This is a genomic window from Acinetobacter sp. BD54 (assembly GCF_044778325.1).
GTDB lineage: Bacteria > Pseudomonadota > Gammaproteobacteria > Pseudomonadales > Moraxellaceae > Acinetobacter > Acinetobacter baumannii.
Window position 1 is genome coordinate 38,023 of the sequence record NZ_JANJEP010000015.1, and the last position, 17,279, is coordinate 55,301.

A 17,279-nucleotide genomic window follows, 5' to 3' on the forward strand; every position below is an offset into this window, starting at 1 on the left:
AAAGTTATGAACTTAATATAGCAAAAAGTGGATAAAATATGTGTTTTTGGCTATTTATATCAATTCGTTAGGTTGATTTTTTGGTTTAATCTATCTTTGAAATAAGGATAATATGATGGGTTCTAATGCAATTATTATTGGGGAAGATGAACAACACCCTTTAGTAGAGATTTCAGTTACAGATTCCAAACAGGAAAAAGAATATAAGAAAATTCCTTTCTTAGATGCTCTTTCAAATATTGCCTCAGTTGCTGCACAAGCTGCTCCTGCATTAATGACAGCAGCAGAGGTTGCTAATAAACATATTATGGAAGTTGTGATTCATGGAGATTTAGCCAAAGCTGCTGATGGAAATGGTTTAAGAGCATTCTCTCGGGCTACAAATGGAGAATTTACAGAACATGCTCGTTTATATCATGCTGATTCATTATCCAACTTAGTAAATGCTGCTGCTGTCTGGCAAATTGCTTCTGTGGTAGTTGCACAAAAGCATTTAGCAGATATCAATAGAAAGCTGGAAGATTTACAGGATGGTGTAAACCGGATCAGTGACTTCCAGCAAACTGAACGTAAAACAAGAATTCAAGCGATCTTTGATAGCTTAAAAGAGAAGATAGAAATTTTAACTATCGCAAGTCCAGAACAACGCAAAGCTATTCTTAATGCCTCTATTTTATCGAAATATGATGATGATCTAAAACAGATCTACTTACACCTTAAAGCTGATTTAGAAAAATATGGCCTACAAAAAGTCGAACATAAGGAAATGTTTGGAACAGCAGACCTAAAGGTAGATATTGAGAAAAAAGTAAAAGAAGTAAATGAACTAGCTGAGCTAGCATTCCTATGTTTGAGTTTGCGTCTAATTTGCTGTCACTTTATGGATCACTTAGGAGATATGGATTCAATCAAAGAATTGATTCAACAGCGTATTGTGCAAGAGCTAGAAAATTTAACATTGTTAAATACTCAGTTAAAAGAGAGTATTACCAGTGAAATTAACTCTATGAATTCTTGGGTTAATAAAGCTCAGAAAACAGTTAGTGATAATAAGGGGATAATTGCTGCATCACTCTTAACAGTTGGTTTAGGGCCTGTGGGAGGTCTAGCTAGCGCAGCAGTAACTGCTACGGCAGCAGCCGTGACTGGTAGTGCTATGGATCAGAAATCAAAAAAACAGCCTGGTATTTTGGATAAAAGAAAACAAGAGTTACTACAGGCAGTAGAAAAATTCTCAGCGAACTTCACTGAAAAAAGTATGTTTGCGAAAGAAATAGCGGAACAAGGTATTCAAGCTTTAATGGCAAAAGAACCTCCAATCAAACTAGCTTTCCAGAAATTAGATGATCAACATCTCCTATGTTTGAATACAGGGGAAAAAATCGCAGTCTAATCCAGTATGGGTTTAAGTAGCCTTTTTGATTAAGGCTACTTTTTTCTGTATTCAATAAAATCTAGTTCAATGGCACAGCGATCTTGTGAATCTTCCAACTCAAACCATCACGTACCATTTTCACCGTGACAGCTTTAGCATCATTTGGGTCTTGAATCACCACCTCAAAGTCATTCATTGAGGTATAGCCTGCTTCATATTCTGGCTTAGGTTCTTCTTTTTCTTGGTTTGATGAATCTTGACCACCCATTGACTGCTGTGCTGATTGTTTTAGGTCCTTGCCTTTGAGCATCAAGGTCATGCCTTCAGGAGTGACAATCCCATCAATCATTTTGTCGACCATGGTTGAAGCCAGCATTGCACCTAATGCTGCAAATCCATCATTGTCTTGATTCATCAGCTCTTTAGCCATTTTGGCATTCATCTGATCTTTAAAGCTCTGACGAACGCTTGGATAGTCGATGTACTTAGAGACTGTTTCGCTATCACCTGCCTGTGCTGCTTTCTTGATGCTATTGAGTGCAAGGTATGGTGTGGCATACAGGTAGCCGCAAATCACGACTACGATTGCAATGATTGCCCCTATCAGCTTCTTATTCATGTTTCCCCCTGGATGTAAAAAAGGTGAAGCCATCAAATGACTTCACCTCAATGTTATGCAACTTCTTCTGTTTGGTATTGGACTCTGACTTCACCACTCATAAGCTTTGGTAGAAGCGTGTCTCGCAGTTTTTCTAGTGTTTGGATTTGCGCTAAATTGGCCCTTATCTTATTAAACAGGTCAGAAAATTGTTCTTGCTTCTTAACAAAATCAGCATCATTTAAAGGTAATTTCAGCTCGATCGCTTCGGCATCTTCGACTGCGACATATTCTTGGACGCTCTGTCTAGCTTTACTGCTGTAAAGGTCTTGAAAATATTGTGATCGAAGCAAGAAGTATAGGAATGCTGTATTAGTAAGGTTAGGTTTAAGTACTAACATATTATAGTGTACAGCCATAGGCATATCCCTTTTACCTAAGACAGCCACTATGCCCAACGTTCCTATGCGAGATATTAGAACATCACCTACTTCAGGCTTCCAAGCTTTATGAACTCGTTCATACTCTTCCTGAGAGATAAATGAGATTCCTTGTAAGTCGATTTGTCCATTCTTTAAATTTCTGACATTAAGGAAAGGAATACCACTCTCTAGTCTTTTAGGTTGGTAGTTCGTTCCTGGCTTTATCTGTTTAACAATATCTTTCACTTGGACAGTAAGCCAATCCTCTTTCGCATCCTCAATAAACCATTGACGAAACAGTGTTTCAGCCATGGCTTCCAAGGTCTTGTTCTGACGATGCAGTAAGTTAATCTTGTCATCTAATGATGAAAGGACTGAGGCTATGGCTTTTTGTTCAGGGAAGGATGGATAGCTTATCTCAAGCTCGTTTAACTGATCTTTTGAGACATTCGGGAAAGTTGAACCTGACGCTGAAGCCAACATAGTATCAAGGTAGTAATCGAGAATAGCTTTTACAAAGTAACGATACTCTTCCCCCTGCTTGTGCCTAATGGCAGCTAGACCACGACCAATTGCATAGTCTTCATCAGCCCAATTCATTCGCCCTGTGGTTGAACCACGAACGCAAAACAGTATGTCATTAACTTTGCTAAATCTTTTAGGATCAGTTGAGAATTGAACAGCTTTAGGATACCTAATCGTAAATTCAGTTGGACCATTTAACAAAGGTACCCCTAATCCATTGGTATTGACTGATTCGCCTGTTGGTGATTGTCCCATTACGATATCAGCAATATCTCCGAGATTCCCACTTAACCACTCGCTCATACAATCACCTTCGCCAAGTTCTCAGCAATGGCTTGATTCAGTCTGGCTTCCTCTGCAAGCTGTGCCTCAAACTCAGCTTTTAGACTGGTGAAGCGTTCCTTAAAGTCGAACTCATCTTCATCATCAGCTAAACCAACATAACGACCTGGGGTGAGTACATAATCAAGCTCAGCCACTTTCTCAAGCGGTACAGAAGCACAGAAGCCTGCAACGTCTTCATACTCACCCTCTTGGTTTCTCCAATTGTGGTAAGTGTCAGTAATTAGCTTGATGTCTTCATCAGATAACACCTTGGTTCTGCGGTTAATCAGATGACCTAAGTTACGCGCATCAATGAACAGAATCTCATTGCTGCGGTCTTTGTACTTGGTTGAACCAACACGGTCACGACGCATAAACCATAAAGCAGCAGGAATCTGTGTATTCAGGAACAGCTTTGCAGGTAGGTTCACAATACAGTCAATGACATTGGCTTCTGAAACCAAGGCTTTACGAATTTCACCCTCACCACTGGTTTTAGAGGTTAAAGCACCTTTCGCAAGGACTACACCTGCCTGACCTTTAGGACTCATGTGATAAAGGAAGTGTTGCATCCATGCGAAGTTAGCATTACCTGCAGGTGGTACACCCAATGACCAACGAGCATCTTCTTTAAGTAAGTCACCACTCCAGTCAGAGACGTTAAATGGTGGGTTAGCAATGATGTAATCCGCTTTTAGGTCTTTGTGTGCATCGTTTAGGAATGAACCTTCAGAGTTCCATTTCACATGCTCTGAGTTAATGCCACGAATGGCTAAGTTCATTTTGGCTAATCGCCAAGTGGTTTGGTTACTCTCTTGTCCATAGATGGAGATGTCATCCACTAAACCTTGATGCGACTCTACAAACTTCTCAGACTGTACAAACATCCCACCCGAACCACAGCAAGGATCGAATACACGTCCTTTGTATGGCTCCAACATTTCAACCAATAGGCTCACAATGGATTTAGGCGTGTAGAACTGTCCGCCTTGCTTACCTTCAGCCAAAGCAAACTCACCAAGGAAGTACTCGAATACATGGCCTAGCACGTCGGCAGAGCGAGATTTCGCATCGCCTAGTGCAATGTTACCAATCAGGTCAATCAGCTCTCCTAGGCTCGTAGGATCGAGATTCTGACGGGCATAAACTTTCGGTAGTACGCCCTTCAATTGAGGGTTGTCATTCTCGATGGCTTCCATTGCATCATCGACTAACTTGCCAATGTTAGGTTGTTTAGCTTGGTTTAACAGGAATGACCAACGTGCATTCTCTGGAACAAAAAAGACGTTGTATGCAGTGTATTCATCACGGTCTTCTGGGTCAGCTCCTGCAAACTCTCCCTCACCTTCTACGAGTAAGTTGTAGTGAGCTTCAAAAGTGTCGCTGATATATTTGAGGAAGATCAAACCAAGAACAACATGCTTGTACTCAGCAGCATCAATGTTCTTGCGAAGTTTGTCTGCAGTCTTCCATAACACAACCTCTAAGGGTTCTTGTTTGGTTTGCTTTGGAGCACGAGCCATAAAATCAACCTGTAATGAATAGCTTATCTAATTTTAGTAAGGGAATAGTAACCAATTATCTGTGCGTGCGTAAGCATGTAGATGACATTACTTGTCGTATATCTTTGAGATACCGAACTTATCGTAGTACTTGAATCTTGAAAGATTGGTTTTGTATTGATCAGAGATACTTGGATTGCCTCCACCTTTACTCTTACTTGGTTCAGCTTGGACAGGAAACTTGCTGTCGTTACCAAATAAGATGAGTATGTTGCTGAAACTCGCCTTTTTTTGGGAATGTGAGGATTCTCCAAAACCTTGATCAACTTCTTCTTCAATGGCTGATTAATACTTGGATTCAGCTTGTTCCATTCTGCTAATGCTTCTTCTAAAAAATCTAACTTATAGGTCATCAATATTTACTAGTAAAAAGTGTAGCAAGTTGCTACACAGTCATATAACGTCTTTTCCAAATATTTCATTCAATCGTTTTCTATTTTCTTTTACAAAATTTGGATTATTTTTTAATTTATATTTCATTTCTTTCTTAAATTCACTCATTGAACTGCCAGCTACAGCAAAATCCATTTGGAACATAATATCATTCACTATCACATTTGCTTGAGATTCAGTTAAGCACCCTTCTGTCTTAAACCACTTACTAAATTGTTTATAATTTGGGTCGTTTGCATAGATATACCAAGACCTTACAGTCATATCGAACTTCGCACCTAATTCTTTAACAAGCGCATTATCATCAAAATTGACATCTAAATAGATTTGCGTCTTATCATTAGCATTAGATACAACAGCTTCAGTGGCATGCCTATTAAGAATTTTAAATCGAACTCCAACAATAGGTCGACCTTTCTTGATGGTATCGTACTCTAATTGAAGACTAGTCCTTTCATTAATTTCTTCAATAATTTTGTCTAAAACGTATCGTCTAAAATCTACCCAACGATCGTATTTTTTCTCCCCAATATCAATTAATGCTTTGATATTCTCAAGTGAAAGTTCAACCTCATAAGAATCTTGATTAGCATACTTAAATTCATTTTTGATAAAGTATGAATACAAACTCATACTGGTTACAGAGTCCAAAGCAAATAAATCTTTCAATTGATAGGTCGTAAAATTTCCATTTGCTAAACGAGTAAAATACGGAAGTACTTCACTGGTGAAACGTATCTGCAAAGCATTTTTAGCATCATCTTCCCAACGGAGTTCACGAATAATTGGTACTACTGAGTGTACTTTTTTTACTTTACGCTTATTATCATCCACGGGCTCTTCAATTACAAAATGAGCTACTCGTGATGATAATTCTTTATAAATACGATCAATAGCAACATTAATGGAATTCTTTTTATCTAATCCTAATAGTTCGCCTAAATCATCTTTATGCAAATAAATATAAGTTTGCTCTGTAATTTCACGATCTTGATTATTCTTCTCACCATAATTCGCAACAGCCATTGCATAAAGTAGAGCCTTATACTCATTAGATGATAATTCAATTGGTCTAATCAGACGGTTACTAGTGCTGACTACTCCATTATGTCGAATATTACCAATACAATAAGGTAGATGCTCTAATTCTTCTGGTTCGTTGTGATTGCTCATAAGTGGAAAGATTAAAATATTTTCTACATGTTATACACAAAAGTGGAAGAAGATGCAAACCGCTCACTATTTTATCTTGCTTACATTAAATTAACTCAGTTTATGCCCATCAAACACCTTAAGAGTGGAAAAAGTGTCATTATTAAAGTGCAATTTTGATACTATTTAGCCTTATGGTGGAATAAATATAAAATCAAACACCTCTAAGTGACAATCCTTCCACCTTTAATAGTTCATCCGTGTCGCTAAAGCAATCAACTTGAAAGTAGAAGTAGCTTACAACACCACTAAAGTGGAATTACAACTCAAGCATTCCACCATTAAAGTGACAAACCTTCCACCATTCCGATATTCTTGATTATCAAACATCATATTATCAATTAAATTTTATACAAATAGTTTATCCACAGAATAAAAAACATCTAATGACAAGTCTTCCACCTTTATTTCAATAAAAACAAACTTATCAACATCACAAGTAGTTGAATTGTATTGTTTTAAATTAAAAAATCCACCTTAAAATAAAGCACAATGACAAGTCTTCCACCACAGTGACAAGCCTTCCACTTATCGGTGACAAACCTTCCACCTATCGGTGACAAGCCTTCCACTTATCGGTGACAAACCTTCCACTTATCGGTGACAAGCCTTCCACTTATCGGTGACAAGCCTTCCACTTTAAAAATACTATCTAGTTGTTTTTAAACAAATAAAATTTGTCTAATTATAATTAACTAATTAATACTAATTAATACTAATTAAAATTAGCTAGCTATATTTTTAAAAAAAGTTAAGAAATGTTTTTGCTAGATTTTTTGAATTTAAAAGATAAAAATATGACAAAGGAACTGTAGCAAGTTGCTACAAATATCTTTATATTAAATGAAATCAAAGTAAATTCCTTAAGACAAATATGTCAACTAAAATCATTGCTGTAGCTAATCATAAAGGTGGTTGCGGGAAAACAACTACTGTAGTACATCTCGCTTCAGAACTTGCTGAATTAGGAAATAAGGTCTTAGTAATTGATCTAGATCCACAAGCAAATGCAAGTTTACATATAGGATTAAGACACCCTAGCGAAGTTGAAACTACATCAGCTGAATTACTTATTGGTGATATAAGTCTATTATCGGAAGCATTAGAAGAAGAAACAAAATTTAAAAATGTTTCCTTAATATATGGCTCATTAACTCTTGGTAAAACTGAAGATCAATTGAAAGATGATGCACCAAGACCATCCGAGGAACTTTCAAATAAATTGGAAATTCTAGAAGGATTATATGACTACATTCTTATTGATTGCCCTCCGAGCTTAAAATTACTAACCAGCAATGCTTTAGCCGCTTCGACACATGTTATTGTTCCAATTGAATCTGGTTCACAATACGGTCTCTATGGTGTTACTGATTTAATTAATCATTTAAGTAAAATTAGAAGAGTTAACCCTGAATTAGAACTCTTAGGTGCTTTATTAATTAAACATGATGAGCGTCAGAATGTATGTAAATTAATAAAAGATGAAGCATTTAATCAAGTTGGAGAATTATTGCATACCACAATTCCAATGAGCACTAAGGTTAATCAAGCTGCAATTTTGCAACAACCTTTATTATCTGTTGATAAAAACTCAAAAGTTCGAAAAGCTTTTGAAACTTTAGCACAAGAAATTGTTCAGCGTATTGGATAATATAATTCTGGAAATATTATGGTAAGTAATAAAGAGCTATTGGCTAAACGTCTTCAGCAAAATACTCAAAAGCATCAACATGCCCAAAAGGAGCATATTAACGATGTCAAAGAGTTAAGACGTAATGTGCAAATTACAGATATTCAAGCTAGTCCTAACCAGCCTCGAAAACTCTTTAATCAACAAGATATTGAAGATTTAGCAGCATCAATTGAGGAAATTGGGCTATTACAACCAATTGCAGTTCGTAGAATAAATGATAAATATGAGTTGATTGCTGGTGAAAGACGATTGAAAGCCCACCAATTTCTCAATAAGAACACCATTGAAGTAATCATTATTGATGCATCGGATGAAGAAGTTGCTTTATTAACATTAGCTGAAAATTTAAAGCGAGAAGATCTGACAGATTATGAAATATATGTTGGATTAACTTCTTTGGATGAAAAATTAAAAAAAAATAAGCAGAAGTTAGCAAAGTCATTAGGTATGAATCGTGAAGATATGTATAAATATTTATCTTTTGAAAAACTACCTGGAGAGTTGATTGAAGATTTGGAAAAACAACCGTCATTATTAGCAAGGACCGCTGCTACAGCAGTGAAAAAGTTTCTATCAGATCATGAAGAAAACCATGAATATGCTAAAGCAGCATTATTCGAAGCATGGTCAAAATTGCTTAACAAAGAAGTTGAACAGACAAAATTGGCATCACTAGCTGAAAAAATCTTTAAGTCAAGAGAAACCAAAGAAGTTATTCAAACCTCAATTGTACATAAAATTGAATATGGTGGGAAAGTTGCTGGTAATATCAAATTTGACCATAATACATTAAAGGTATCTTTAAAAATCGGACAATTTGATGATCAAAATTTACAAGAATTAGAAACTTTGCTAAAACGAATGTTAAAGAAATAAAGTAAAAAAATAGTGTAGCAACTTGCTACACTATTTTTTTTAATTGAGTAAATTTATCTTTGTACATGACAAAAAAAGATAACTCATTGAAATAATGACATAATACTTGTTTTCTGACGACGAATATGATGACACATTTCAATGAGTTACATCTCATCTTAAACAAATATCTAAAATGGAACAAGTCACATCTAAAATGTTTTACACTGATTATGCTGGCATTAATTGTAAAACAGACATGTAACCTTTCTTCTGCATCTAAAGCCTTACCCATCAAGTGCTTACCACAATCATTTTATCGACGTGTACAACGTTTCTTTGCAGATCAGTATTTCGATTATCGTCAAATTTCTCAGTTAATTTTCAATATATTTTCATTCGATAAAGTCCAATTAACTTTGGATAGAACCAACTGGAAATGGGGAAAACGAGATATCAATCTCTTGATGTTAGCCATCGTCTATCGTGGAATAGCGATACCTATTGTTTGGACATTGCTCAATAAACGTGGAAATTCAGATACAAAAGAGCGTATTGCTTTGATTCAACGCTTTTGATTTTCTTCGGTGTTTTCCAGGAGATATACGCATTTATCATAAGTAATCGTCAGGCTATTCGTGACTCTGCGGGGTTCACGCCAAGTAAAAATATCATCTAATTCTTCGGCTGTTTCAGTGATAGGCCGATGTAGATTCTTAGGATTAAAAGCCAGCTTGGCGAACTTCTGATTGAACTCCTCAATGAAGCAGGGTAGCCAGGGATTAGCTTGCTCAATCGAACAGATACATTCCAAGTGCATCTCCTTGATCAGACGATCCTGAAGGGTTCTGTTAGCACGTTCCACACGGCCTTTGGCCTGCGGTGAATTAGCGAAGATGATATCGATATTCAGGGTGCTGAGTACACGTCCAAACTAGGTAATCTGGGTGTCTTTCTTGCTGCTTTGATTCACTCTTAAGACTGAATGTTTGTCGCTGTAAAATGCTAAAGGCTTACCGTGCTGTTCGACATATAAGCGTGTTGAAATCATATAGTCAAAGGTTGATTCTGACTCACAGAAGCGTAAATGCTGCAATTTTCCTGTAGCATCATCGATAAACACCAGCAGACAGCATTTAGCAGCGCGTCCTTCAAACCAGTCATGGTGTGAGCCATCAATTTGGATCAGTTCACCAAAGCAATCCCGGTTGTAACGAGGCTGATACGGGCGTTTCAGGCGCTTGGATCGAGGCATCCATAAGTCAGCTGCAATCATCCAAGAACGCAGGGTTACTACTGAAAGATCGAATCCATGTACAGTGGTGAGCTTTTCATGCGCTAAAGTGGGTCCGAAACCATGGAGTTGGTCAGAAACAATATTGAGGCACTTGAGTTTGAGTTCTTCAGGAAGTTTAGAATTGCTGATTTGGCCACGACCGGCATGGGCTAATGCAGCTGGACCTTGGGCTTTGTATTTCTGCAGTACGCGTCTGATCTGACGTTCTGAAATATGAAGTAGCTGAGCAGCCTGGGATTGAGTTATGCGTTGATCGCAGATTTCCTGCAAGACCGACAATCGTTTAAGTTCTTTATCCGACATAGACACCAACATATCAAACCGTCCGCTAAGGAAATTGCAGAAGTGCATATTCTAAAAGCGGACATTTTTACTTTGGAGAAACCGGACATTTCTATTTTGGAGTTACAGTTCTTTAAAAAATTATTTTTTTTCATATAGTTAAAAATTTTCAACCACCCTAAAAAACAGCAAAAGGCCGATTTTGAAACAAGTCGGCTTTTTATTCAGCGAAATTGTCACTTTCAGCCAATAAAATTGACCAAAAAAAAGTCTATTCAGCTTGAGCGATACAATTATGTGATACATTATTATATATACAAATTTGAATGTTTTTTATGGAACAGTATTTCGAATGGGATGAGGAAAAGAATCGAAAGAATCAGAAAAAGCATGATATCTCTTTTGAAACTGCAAGCCTTGTTTTTGAAGATCCTCTACGGATCTCAATCCAAGACAGACATACCAATGGGGAAGAGCGTTGGCAAACCATTGGTAAGGTTAAAGGCGTACTGATGTTATTAGTCGCTCATACCATCTTTGATGAAGATGACTGTGAAATCATACGAATCATTAGTGCAAGACAAGTAACCAAAGCGGAGCGCAATCAATATGAGCATGGTTAGATATACACGCGAAGAGCTGAATGAAAATTTCAGCAACAAACAAGATGCTGAAGTTGAACACTTGATTGCTAAGGGAACGATTCCTGACGATCAGCTAGATCTATCAGATATTCCTGAAATTACAGACTGGAGTAATGCTATTCGTCATGGGCAATTTTTTCGTCCATTGAAGCAACAAACGTCAGTTCGTCTTGATGCGGATGTATTAGCATGGTTAAAAGCACAAGGAAAAGGTTATCAAACACGTATGAATAAAATTCTGCGTGAAGCAATGCTAAAAGATTTAAAAAATCATTAATAAAAATGGGAGCTTAGGCCACTACTGTCCCACAAATATCACAAGAAGAACCTCAATTGAGGTTCTTCTTGTTTTCGCCATTTTTTATCAGGCACAAAGAGTGACCTTAAAAGTTTCCTTTCAAATAAATTGACCTGAATAATTCTCAGTAAACGCTGAACACTCCATCCTTCTTGTGCCATGTGTTTAGCGAAGTTCACCAGCAAATAGGCAATTAATGCAATCCATATTTGCGTTTGTATCGCATTGCGGCTTCGACCTAGAAATGACTTCAGTTTTAAATTCTGCTTGATGGCTTTAAAGAATAACTCAATCTTCCAGCGATCTTTATAAATTGCAGCAATGGTGGATGCTGCCAGATGAAAGTTGTTGCTCAGAAATTCGAATGTTCTTTTCTTATCTGTATCATAAAACTCTATACGTCTTAATAATTCAGGTGCGCCTCTTTTCTTGGCATGCGCACTACTCAATTCAATACATTCATCCGCAATAATCCCTTTAGTCGCTAATACGCTGCGGCTTGATTTAACTTGATAAACTGTCTTTGGGCGTAGCCGGGTTACAAAGCTGACGTTCTGAAGTGTCAACTGAGCAAACCATTGATAATCAACATATCCTTTATCAAAGACGATAATGCTGCCAGCAGGAAATTTAAATGCTCTGCCTTGCACCATATCATTTTCAATACCATCCCCAAGCGCTACAAATTCAGGAATGGTATTGCTGTGATTTAAGCCAACACTGAGTTTAATACTGGCTTTGGATTCATGCACTTTTGCCCATGCGCACAATGACAGTGAAAGATCAATATGACTGGCATCTAGTGAATACAGCGGATTTTTGAATCTAAATTTATGTGCAGTTTTAGAGTTTTCACAGCGCTGAAGCAGCTGTGTGAACAATTGCTGATACAGGCTGGCGGGCTGTTCTTCGTTGAGTCTTGCTAAGGTGCTTCGCGCAATTCTCTTCGCGCCAAGATGATAGAGCTTTTCCTGCTGGGATTCGAGATTGGATTGAATGTCTCTTAAGCTTTGCCGACAAGAAAGTTGGGACATCAATATGGCAACAAACTGATCCCAGCGGGTGGCTGATCTTAATTTTTGCCCAGAGTGGTGCAGTTTAGCCAGACGTTCAAAATCTTGTCTTAGAATGGGTTTGAGTAATTGATGAAATACGGTATTCTGATGTGACAAAACCTGAGTCCTTTATAGTTAAAGTGTTTGTTTGCACTCATATTTTAACTATTTAGACTCAGGTTTTTTTATTTAAAGCAAACTATGGGACAGTAGTGAGCTTAGGCTCCCATTTTTAATTTAGTATAACGTGTATTATGCTAATTTTCTCTGTAAACGACAAATTTCATAGGGCCCTTGTCCTATCAGGCTTTTTCTTTCTTAAAATTGCGAGCACTTTCTTAAATTCTTCTTTTTTCCAAAACCAATCAAGCGTAGAATAACCATTTGAACATAGTCCAAACCGTAGCGAAATAAACTTATTGAAAGTCGTCCATGCTTCTTTATTTTTATCGCTTTTTTTCGATCATGTTGCCATTCACCTGTTAAATAGCACCAACAGAAACCGATAGCTAGCACTGCTATCAATTTCTTGACTCGTCTAGGGTCTGTTAAACGAGTATTTTCAAGATTGAATCCACGTCCTTTGAGACAACTAAATAAGGTTTCGATTTCCCAGCGTAATGCATAATCACCAATAGCAGAAGCATTAAACATAGGAGAAACAACAAGTAAAAGTTCTCCATCTTCTAATCGTAGCGCACTAATATACAGTTTCACTCGACCAACCCAAATACGTCGTTTACGACATTCTGTTTGACCAACTTGAAGATGACGAAATAAATCACTAATTTTATGATTCTTGGCTAAGTGATTGTTCACAATAAAGTTTTTTAACACGTATACAGAAGTGAATGTCATTTTCAATTCACCATGTAAACCATTTCTCACCGATAAATTCTCTGTCTGCGAACACATTCACAATACGATCTTTACCAAAAATGGAGATAAAGCGTTGAATCAAAGCAATACGCTCTTTTGTATCTGAATTGCCACGTTTATTGAGCAATGTCCAAACAATAGGTATCGCTATTCCACGATAGACGATGGCTAACATCAAGATATTGATATCTCGTTTTCCTCATTTCCAGTTGGTTCTATCCAAAGTTAATTGGACTTTATCGAATGAAAATATATTGAAAATTAACTGAGAAATTTGACGATAATCGAAATACTGATCTGCAAAGAAGCGTTGTATACGTCGATAAAATGATTGTGGTAAGCACTTGATGGGTAAGGCTTTAGATGCAGAAGAAAGATTACATGTCTGTTTTACAATTAATGCAAGCATAATCAGTGTAAAACATTTTGCATGTGACTTGTTCCACTTTAGATATTTGTTTAAGATGAGATGTAACTCATTGAAATGTGTCATCATATTCGTCGTCAGAAAACAAGTATTATGTCATTATTTCAATGAGTTATCTTTTTTTGTCGTGTACAAAGATAAATTTTATAAACTCAGCATGAGACCAGTCGAGTAAACTTATCAAACGAAGTATTCATTAATTCTGCTCTTCAAGAGCATCTACATACTCAAACAAGTCACTCATCGTACAGTTAAAGTATTTACATAACTTATCAGCGACTGGTAATTCAATACGTACAGCACGGTCATAATACATACTTGTGAGCGTATTGCGATTGATACCTGTTGCATGCACCACCTCACTTAATTTTAAAATTTTTCTATCGCCCATGAGCCTAGATAACTTACAAGTAATCATATTTAAATTAAATTACAAAAAAATAACTTGCTGCGGGTTATTTTGAGTTGTTGCCTGAGTAATACTTTGCTAAAATTAACCTACAGCAGGTTATTACAACTTATAGAAAGTATATTTTATCCATTTCAACTAAATTATAACTTTTTAAATATAAGGATTGAACCTGCATTAGATTATTTTGTGGAGATGACCGCCGTGCTACCGAATGAGTTATTGATCAGCCAGCAAGCTCGTGACTTAGGAAACCAATTAATTAAAGAAATGAACATCAATAGAAGTTACGGAATGGCTAATTTTCTTGGAGTAAATACTTGCTATGATAATCATCAGGCTGTACTTATTTGGACATTTCAACTTCTTGAAAGGAAACCCACCTTAAACGAATTAGCAGAAATTAAAAAATATTTTCTTTTAATCTTTCCAGATAGTGTTTATCAATTAGCCTAAGTTGTTTTTAAAAATTAGACCTCTTGCGAAAGTAAAAACCACCTCAATTTGACATCCTCCCCGACCTAAAGTTATCTATATCACAAATTAAATAACAACTAATAATCAAATACCTATACTTTAATTACAGTAATCAAAGTATAGGTATTTTACTTTTCATAGAGTTCGCCATAAGCTATTTCTAACTGAGATTTTAGCTCTTTATTTTCATTTTCAAGTGCTTTAATTTTAGCTTGTAGAGTTGTAATTATTGCATCCTTTGATGCCTCTGATCTTGATTGGCTTTTCTTCGGTGGTGACTTATGGCTACCAGATTGCTTTTCACATAAGAGTTTAATCCGTTCCAATATAGGTTCATTTTTGTAAATCCACTGACGAGATACTCCTGCATATTCAGCAACCTTAGCTACACTAATTTTTTCATTTGCTTTGATTAAGTCGGATATTGCAAGTTCTGCTTTCTTATTTGCCTCAATCGCTTTTTGCTTGGCTTTCTGAGTGACCATCTCTGTATTGCGCTTATGCGTCATTATGAGCCTCTAATGGTTCAATGATTTTGATTAAGTTCTGCTTTAGCTTTTCATTCATTTCAATTTGGCGAGTCCATCCTTTTTGTTTGGCTGTGTCCAAGATAGAACATGTGCGTTCTAATTGCTCCTTATGTTGGTCAAGATACCTAGAATCTGTCCTAAAATTCCCACATGTAAGGCAAGCGTTTGCTTTATCGCATGTTTGTACTACTGGCATAGCACAAAGACCATTAGGCAGAGCTTGAGCAGATATATGACGCTTTAGCCACTGAGCATCTACGTTATCAGCTCCCAAAGAAATGTCCCTAGCTATGGACTCACTATCAACAATATTACCTGCCACATCAACCATAACCCCTTTAAACTTTGCGAACTCTCGCTTCATGGTTGAATCCATAATATGAGCGTATGTACTCGTCATAGTAGGGGTTTCATGTCCTAGATAACGCTGAATTATATGCTGAGGTACACCATTATTTATCATTCTCGTTCCAACCGTGTGGCGGAACATGTGAGTGGTAAAATGAAATATTTTTCCATTATCACCTATGATCTTTGCTTTATCCGCTACACGGTTTATTTGCTCAATGATTGTGCGTGTTTTATATGGCATTCCAGCTCTAAGGTTCTTTTTATTTGAGCTAGACTTTAACTCCATTGGAAACAGCCATTCGCAGGAATTTCCATAAATAGAAATTACATATTCCATTTGTTCTTTAAAAACATTGTATGTCTCAACTGTAATTGGAATAGTATGTTCCTTATTCATTTTTTCCTGATTTGTATACAAAAAATAATCACCATTATTATCAGCTATAAGACAGTTCCATTTGAGAGTTAATAATTCTGAAATACGCATACCACACTCTTGCAGAACAAGAAGCAGACGCATTACAGATGGCTCAAACAAGTTAATATGTTGATTTAGTTGAGTCATTACTGATTCAGGAATAAATCTTGGTAATGACTTTGGCACTCTTGGTATATCTTCTGAGTAAATAATGTTGGAATTTTCAATATTTATCCATGACTCACGGGTTGCCAACTCGATAAATAGCTTAATATTTAGAACATGTTTTTTTATAGTTGCATTAGGGTTTGTTGAGAATTAACAAAGGGTACTGATGAATTTATAATAGTACTATGGATAGATACATACTTACTGATGCCCAATGGGCAAAAATGGAACCTTTTTGCCTAGGTAAAGTGACCGATCGAGGTCGTAGTGGAAAAGATAATCGATTATTTTTAGAAGCAGTCCTATGGATTGCCCGTACAGGCAGTCCATGGCGTGATCTACCTGCTCATTTTGGTAAATGGAATACCGTCTTTAAAAGATACCGTGACTGGGTGAAAGCTGGTGTATTTGAAACTATTTTTGCATCTGTAAATGAAGATGTTGATTTGGAATACGCCATGATTGATGGAACGATTGTTAAAGTTCATCGACATGGGCAAGGTGCAAAAGGGGGACTTTCAAACAGTCTATAGGTAAATCTCGAGGTGGAATGACCTGTAAAATTCTTGCCTTAGTGGATAGTCTAGGCAACCTCATTAAGTTTCGATTAATGCCTGGTCAATATCACGATTTAGTAGAAACCAAACATTTAATCGAAGATGTTGATTTTCAGGCATTACTAGCGGATAAAGCATTTGATGCAGATTGGCTCATCCAAGAACTCAATGAACGTAAAGTGAAAGTGGTGATCCCACCTAAATCTAATCGAAAAGTAATGAGAGCATTTGATACGATTATGTATAAATGGCGTCATCTCATTGAAAACTATTTCTGTAAGTTAAAAGAATTTAAACGTATAGCGATGCGTAGTTGTAAAACAGATACGAGTTTTGAAGCCATGATTCAATTGTGCGCGAGTTTAATTAACTCTCGGTAATTCTCAACAGACCCTAGCCATTACTTAAATAATCACCCCACCACTGCATCATTTCAGTCCGCTGGGCTAAATAGTCAGCGTGATTATAGCTGGCACGGGTACGGTTCTTATCAATATGTGAAAGTTGTGCCTCAATCCAATTATCTTG

General features: G+C 36.7%; 14 protein-coding genes and 6 pseudogenes. 8 read left to right on the forward strand and 12 right to left on the reverse strand.

Annotated features, from left to right (window positions below):
* The first annotated feature begins 112 nt into the window (after positions 1-112).
* Positions 113-1,393 carry a hypothetical protein gene (locus tag NQ782_RS17815; RefSeq protein ID WP_267581280.1) on the forward strand — a complete coding sequence of 427 codons (1,281 nt, stop codon included), beginning with the start codon at positions 113-115 and terminating at the stop codon, positions 1,391-1,393.
* A gap of 61 nt (positions 1,394-1,454) precedes the next feature.
* Here the strand turns inward: NQ782_RS17815 and NQ782_RS17820 are convergent, their stop codons facing one another.
* From NQ782_RS17820 to NQ782_RS17840, 5 genes and pseudogenes are all read right to left on the reverse strand, one after another.
* Entirely contained in the window at positions 1,455-1,994 is a 540-nt protein-coding gene (locus tag NQ782_RS17820; RefSeq protein WP_267581281.1) for a DUF2939 domain-containing protein, read from the reverse strand.
* 53 nt (positions 1,995-2,047) lie between these two features.
* Positions 2,048-3,223, reverse strand: a complete 1,176-nt coding sequence (locus NQ782_RS17825; protein ID WP_267581282.1) for a restriction endonuclease subunit S — start codon at positions 3,221-3,223, stop codon at positions 2,048-2,050.
* Positions 3,220-4,767, reverse strand: coding sequence for a class I SAM-dependent DNA methyltransferase (locus NQ782_RS17830; RefSeq protein ID WP_267581283.1), 1,548 nt, complete (start codon positions 4,765-4,767; stop codon positions 3,220-3,222). The genes NQ782_RS17825 and NQ782_RS17830 overlap by 4 nt, the downstream gene beginning before the upstream one ends.
* 263 nt (positions 4,768-5,030) lie before the next feature.
* Positions 5,031-5,159, reverse strand: a pseudogene (locus NQ782_RS17835) (type II toxin-antitoxin system RelE/ParE family toxin); the annotation flags it as partial.
* 40 nt (positions 5,160-5,199) lie between these two features.
* Positions 5,200-6,372 carry a replication initiation protein gene (locus tag NQ782_RS17840; RefSeq protein ID WP_005155758.1) on the reverse strand — a complete coding sequence of 391 codons (1,173 nt, stop codon included), beginning with the start codon at positions 6,370-6,372 and terminating at the stop codon, positions 5,200-5,202.
* 913 nt (positions 6,373-7,285) lie between these two features.
* On the opposite strand from NQ782_RS17840, the gene NQ782_RS17845 reads away from it, so the two are divergent.
* From NQ782_RS17845 to NQ782_RS17855, 3 genes and pseudogenes are all read left to right on the forward strand, one after another.
* Positions 7,286-8,062: a ParA family protein gene (locus tag NQ782_RS17845; RefSeq protein ID WP_019383547.1), complete on the forward strand. Its 777-nt coding sequence runs from the start codon at positions 7,286-7,288 to the stop codon at positions 8,060-8,062.
* A gap of 18 nt (positions 8,063-8,080) precedes the next feature.
* A complete protein-coding gene (locus NQ782_RS17850; protein ID WP_019383546.1) occupies positions 8,081-8,980 on the forward strand; it encodes a ParB/RepB/Spo0J family partition protein in 900 nt (299 codons plus the stop codon).
* 128 nt (positions 8,981-9,108) lie between these two features.
* Positions 9,109-9,534, forward strand: a pseudogene (locus NQ782_RS17855) (IS4 family transposase); the annotation flags it as partial.
* On the opposite strand, the pseudogene NQ782_RS17860 reads toward NQ782_RS17855, so the two are convergent.
* Positions 9,531-10,559 (reverse strand): annotated as a pseudogene (locus tag NQ782_RS17860) (ISNCY family transposase); the annotation flags it as partial. The pseudogenes NQ782_RS17855 and NQ782_RS17860 overlap by 4 nt on opposite strands.
* Before the next feature lie 314 nt (positions 10,560-10,873).
* Between NQ782_RS17860 and NQ782_RS17865 the strand changes: the two are divergent.
* Positions 10,874-11,161 carry a BrnT family toxin gene (locus NQ782_RS17865; RefSeq protein ID WP_019383542.1) on the forward strand — a complete coding sequence of 96 codons (288 nt, stop codon included), beginning with the start codon at positions 10,874-10,876 and terminating at the stop codon, positions 11,159-11,161.
* Positions 11,148-11,459 carry a BrnA antitoxin family protein gene (locus NQ782_RS17870; RefSeq protein ID WP_267581284.1) on the forward strand — a complete coding sequence of 104 codons (312 nt, stop codon included), beginning with the start codon at positions 11,148-11,150 and terminating at the stop codon, positions 11,457-11,459. The genes NQ782_RS17865 and NQ782_RS17870 overlap by 14 nt, the downstream gene beginning before the upstream one ends.
* A gap of 38 nt (positions 11,460-11,497) precedes the next feature.
* Here the strand turns inward: NQ782_RS17870 and NQ782_RS17875 are convergent, their stop codons facing one another.
* From NQ782_RS17875 to NQ782_RS17885, 3 genes and pseudogenes are all read right to left on the reverse strand, one after another.
* Positions 11,498-12,652: an IS4 family transposase gene (locus NQ782_RS17875; RefSeq protein WP_004917043.1), complete on the reverse strand. Its 1,155-nt coding sequence runs from the start codon at positions 12,650-12,652 to the stop codon at positions 11,498-11,500.
* 166 nt (positions 12,653-12,818) lie between these two features.
* Positions 12,819-13,907: pseudogene (locus tag NQ782_RS17880) on the reverse strand (IS4 family transposase).
* Positions 13,908-14,037: 130 nt separating this feature from the next.
* Positions 14,038-14,259 carry a helix-turn-helix transcriptional regulator gene (locus tag NQ782_RS17885; protein ID WP_034602463.1) on the reverse strand — a complete coding sequence of 74 codons (222 nt, stop codon included), beginning with the start codon at positions 14,257-14,259 and terminating at the stop codon, positions 14,038-14,040.
* Positions 14,260-14,454: 195 nt separating this feature from the next.
* Here NQ782_RS17885 and NQ782_RS17890 point away from each other — a divergent pair, with 195 nt between their 5' ends.
* Positions 14,455-14,706, forward strand: coding sequence for a hypothetical protein (locus tag NQ782_RS17890; RefSeq protein ID WP_005155685.1), 252 nt, complete (start codon positions 14,455-14,457; stop codon positions 14,704-14,706).
* Between the two features lie 149 nt (positions 14,707-14,855).
* Here NQ782_RS17890 and NQ782_RS17895 read toward each other — a convergent pair whose 3' ends face one another.
* Both NQ782_RS17895 and NQ782_RS17900 read right to left on the reverse strand, forming a co-directional pair.
* Positions 14,856-15,236: a DUF6262 family protein gene (locus NQ782_RS17895; RefSeq protein WP_242756974.1), complete on the reverse strand. Its 381-nt coding sequence runs from the start codon at positions 15,234-15,236 to the stop codon at positions 14,856-14,858.
* Positions 15,226-16,281 carry a site-specific integrase gene (locus NQ782_RS17900; RefSeq protein ID WP_267581285.1) on the reverse strand — a complete coding sequence of 352 codons (1,056 nt, stop codon included), beginning with the start codon at positions 16,279-16,281 and terminating at the stop codon, positions 15,226-15,228. The genes NQ782_RS17895 and NQ782_RS17900 overlap by 11 nt, the downstream gene beginning before the upstream one ends.
* A gap of 137 nt (positions 16,282-16,418) precedes the next feature.
* Between NQ782_RS17900 and NQ782_RS17905 the strand changes: the two are divergent.
* Positions 16,419-17,131: pseudogene (locus tag NQ782_RS17905) on the forward strand (IS5 family transposase).
* Positions 17,132-17,144: 13 nt separating this feature from the next.
* On the opposite strand, the pseudogene NQ782_RS17910 reads toward NQ782_RS17905, so the two are convergent.
* Positions 17,145-17,279 (reverse strand): annotated as a pseudogene (locus NQ782_RS17910) (integrase); the annotation flags it as partial.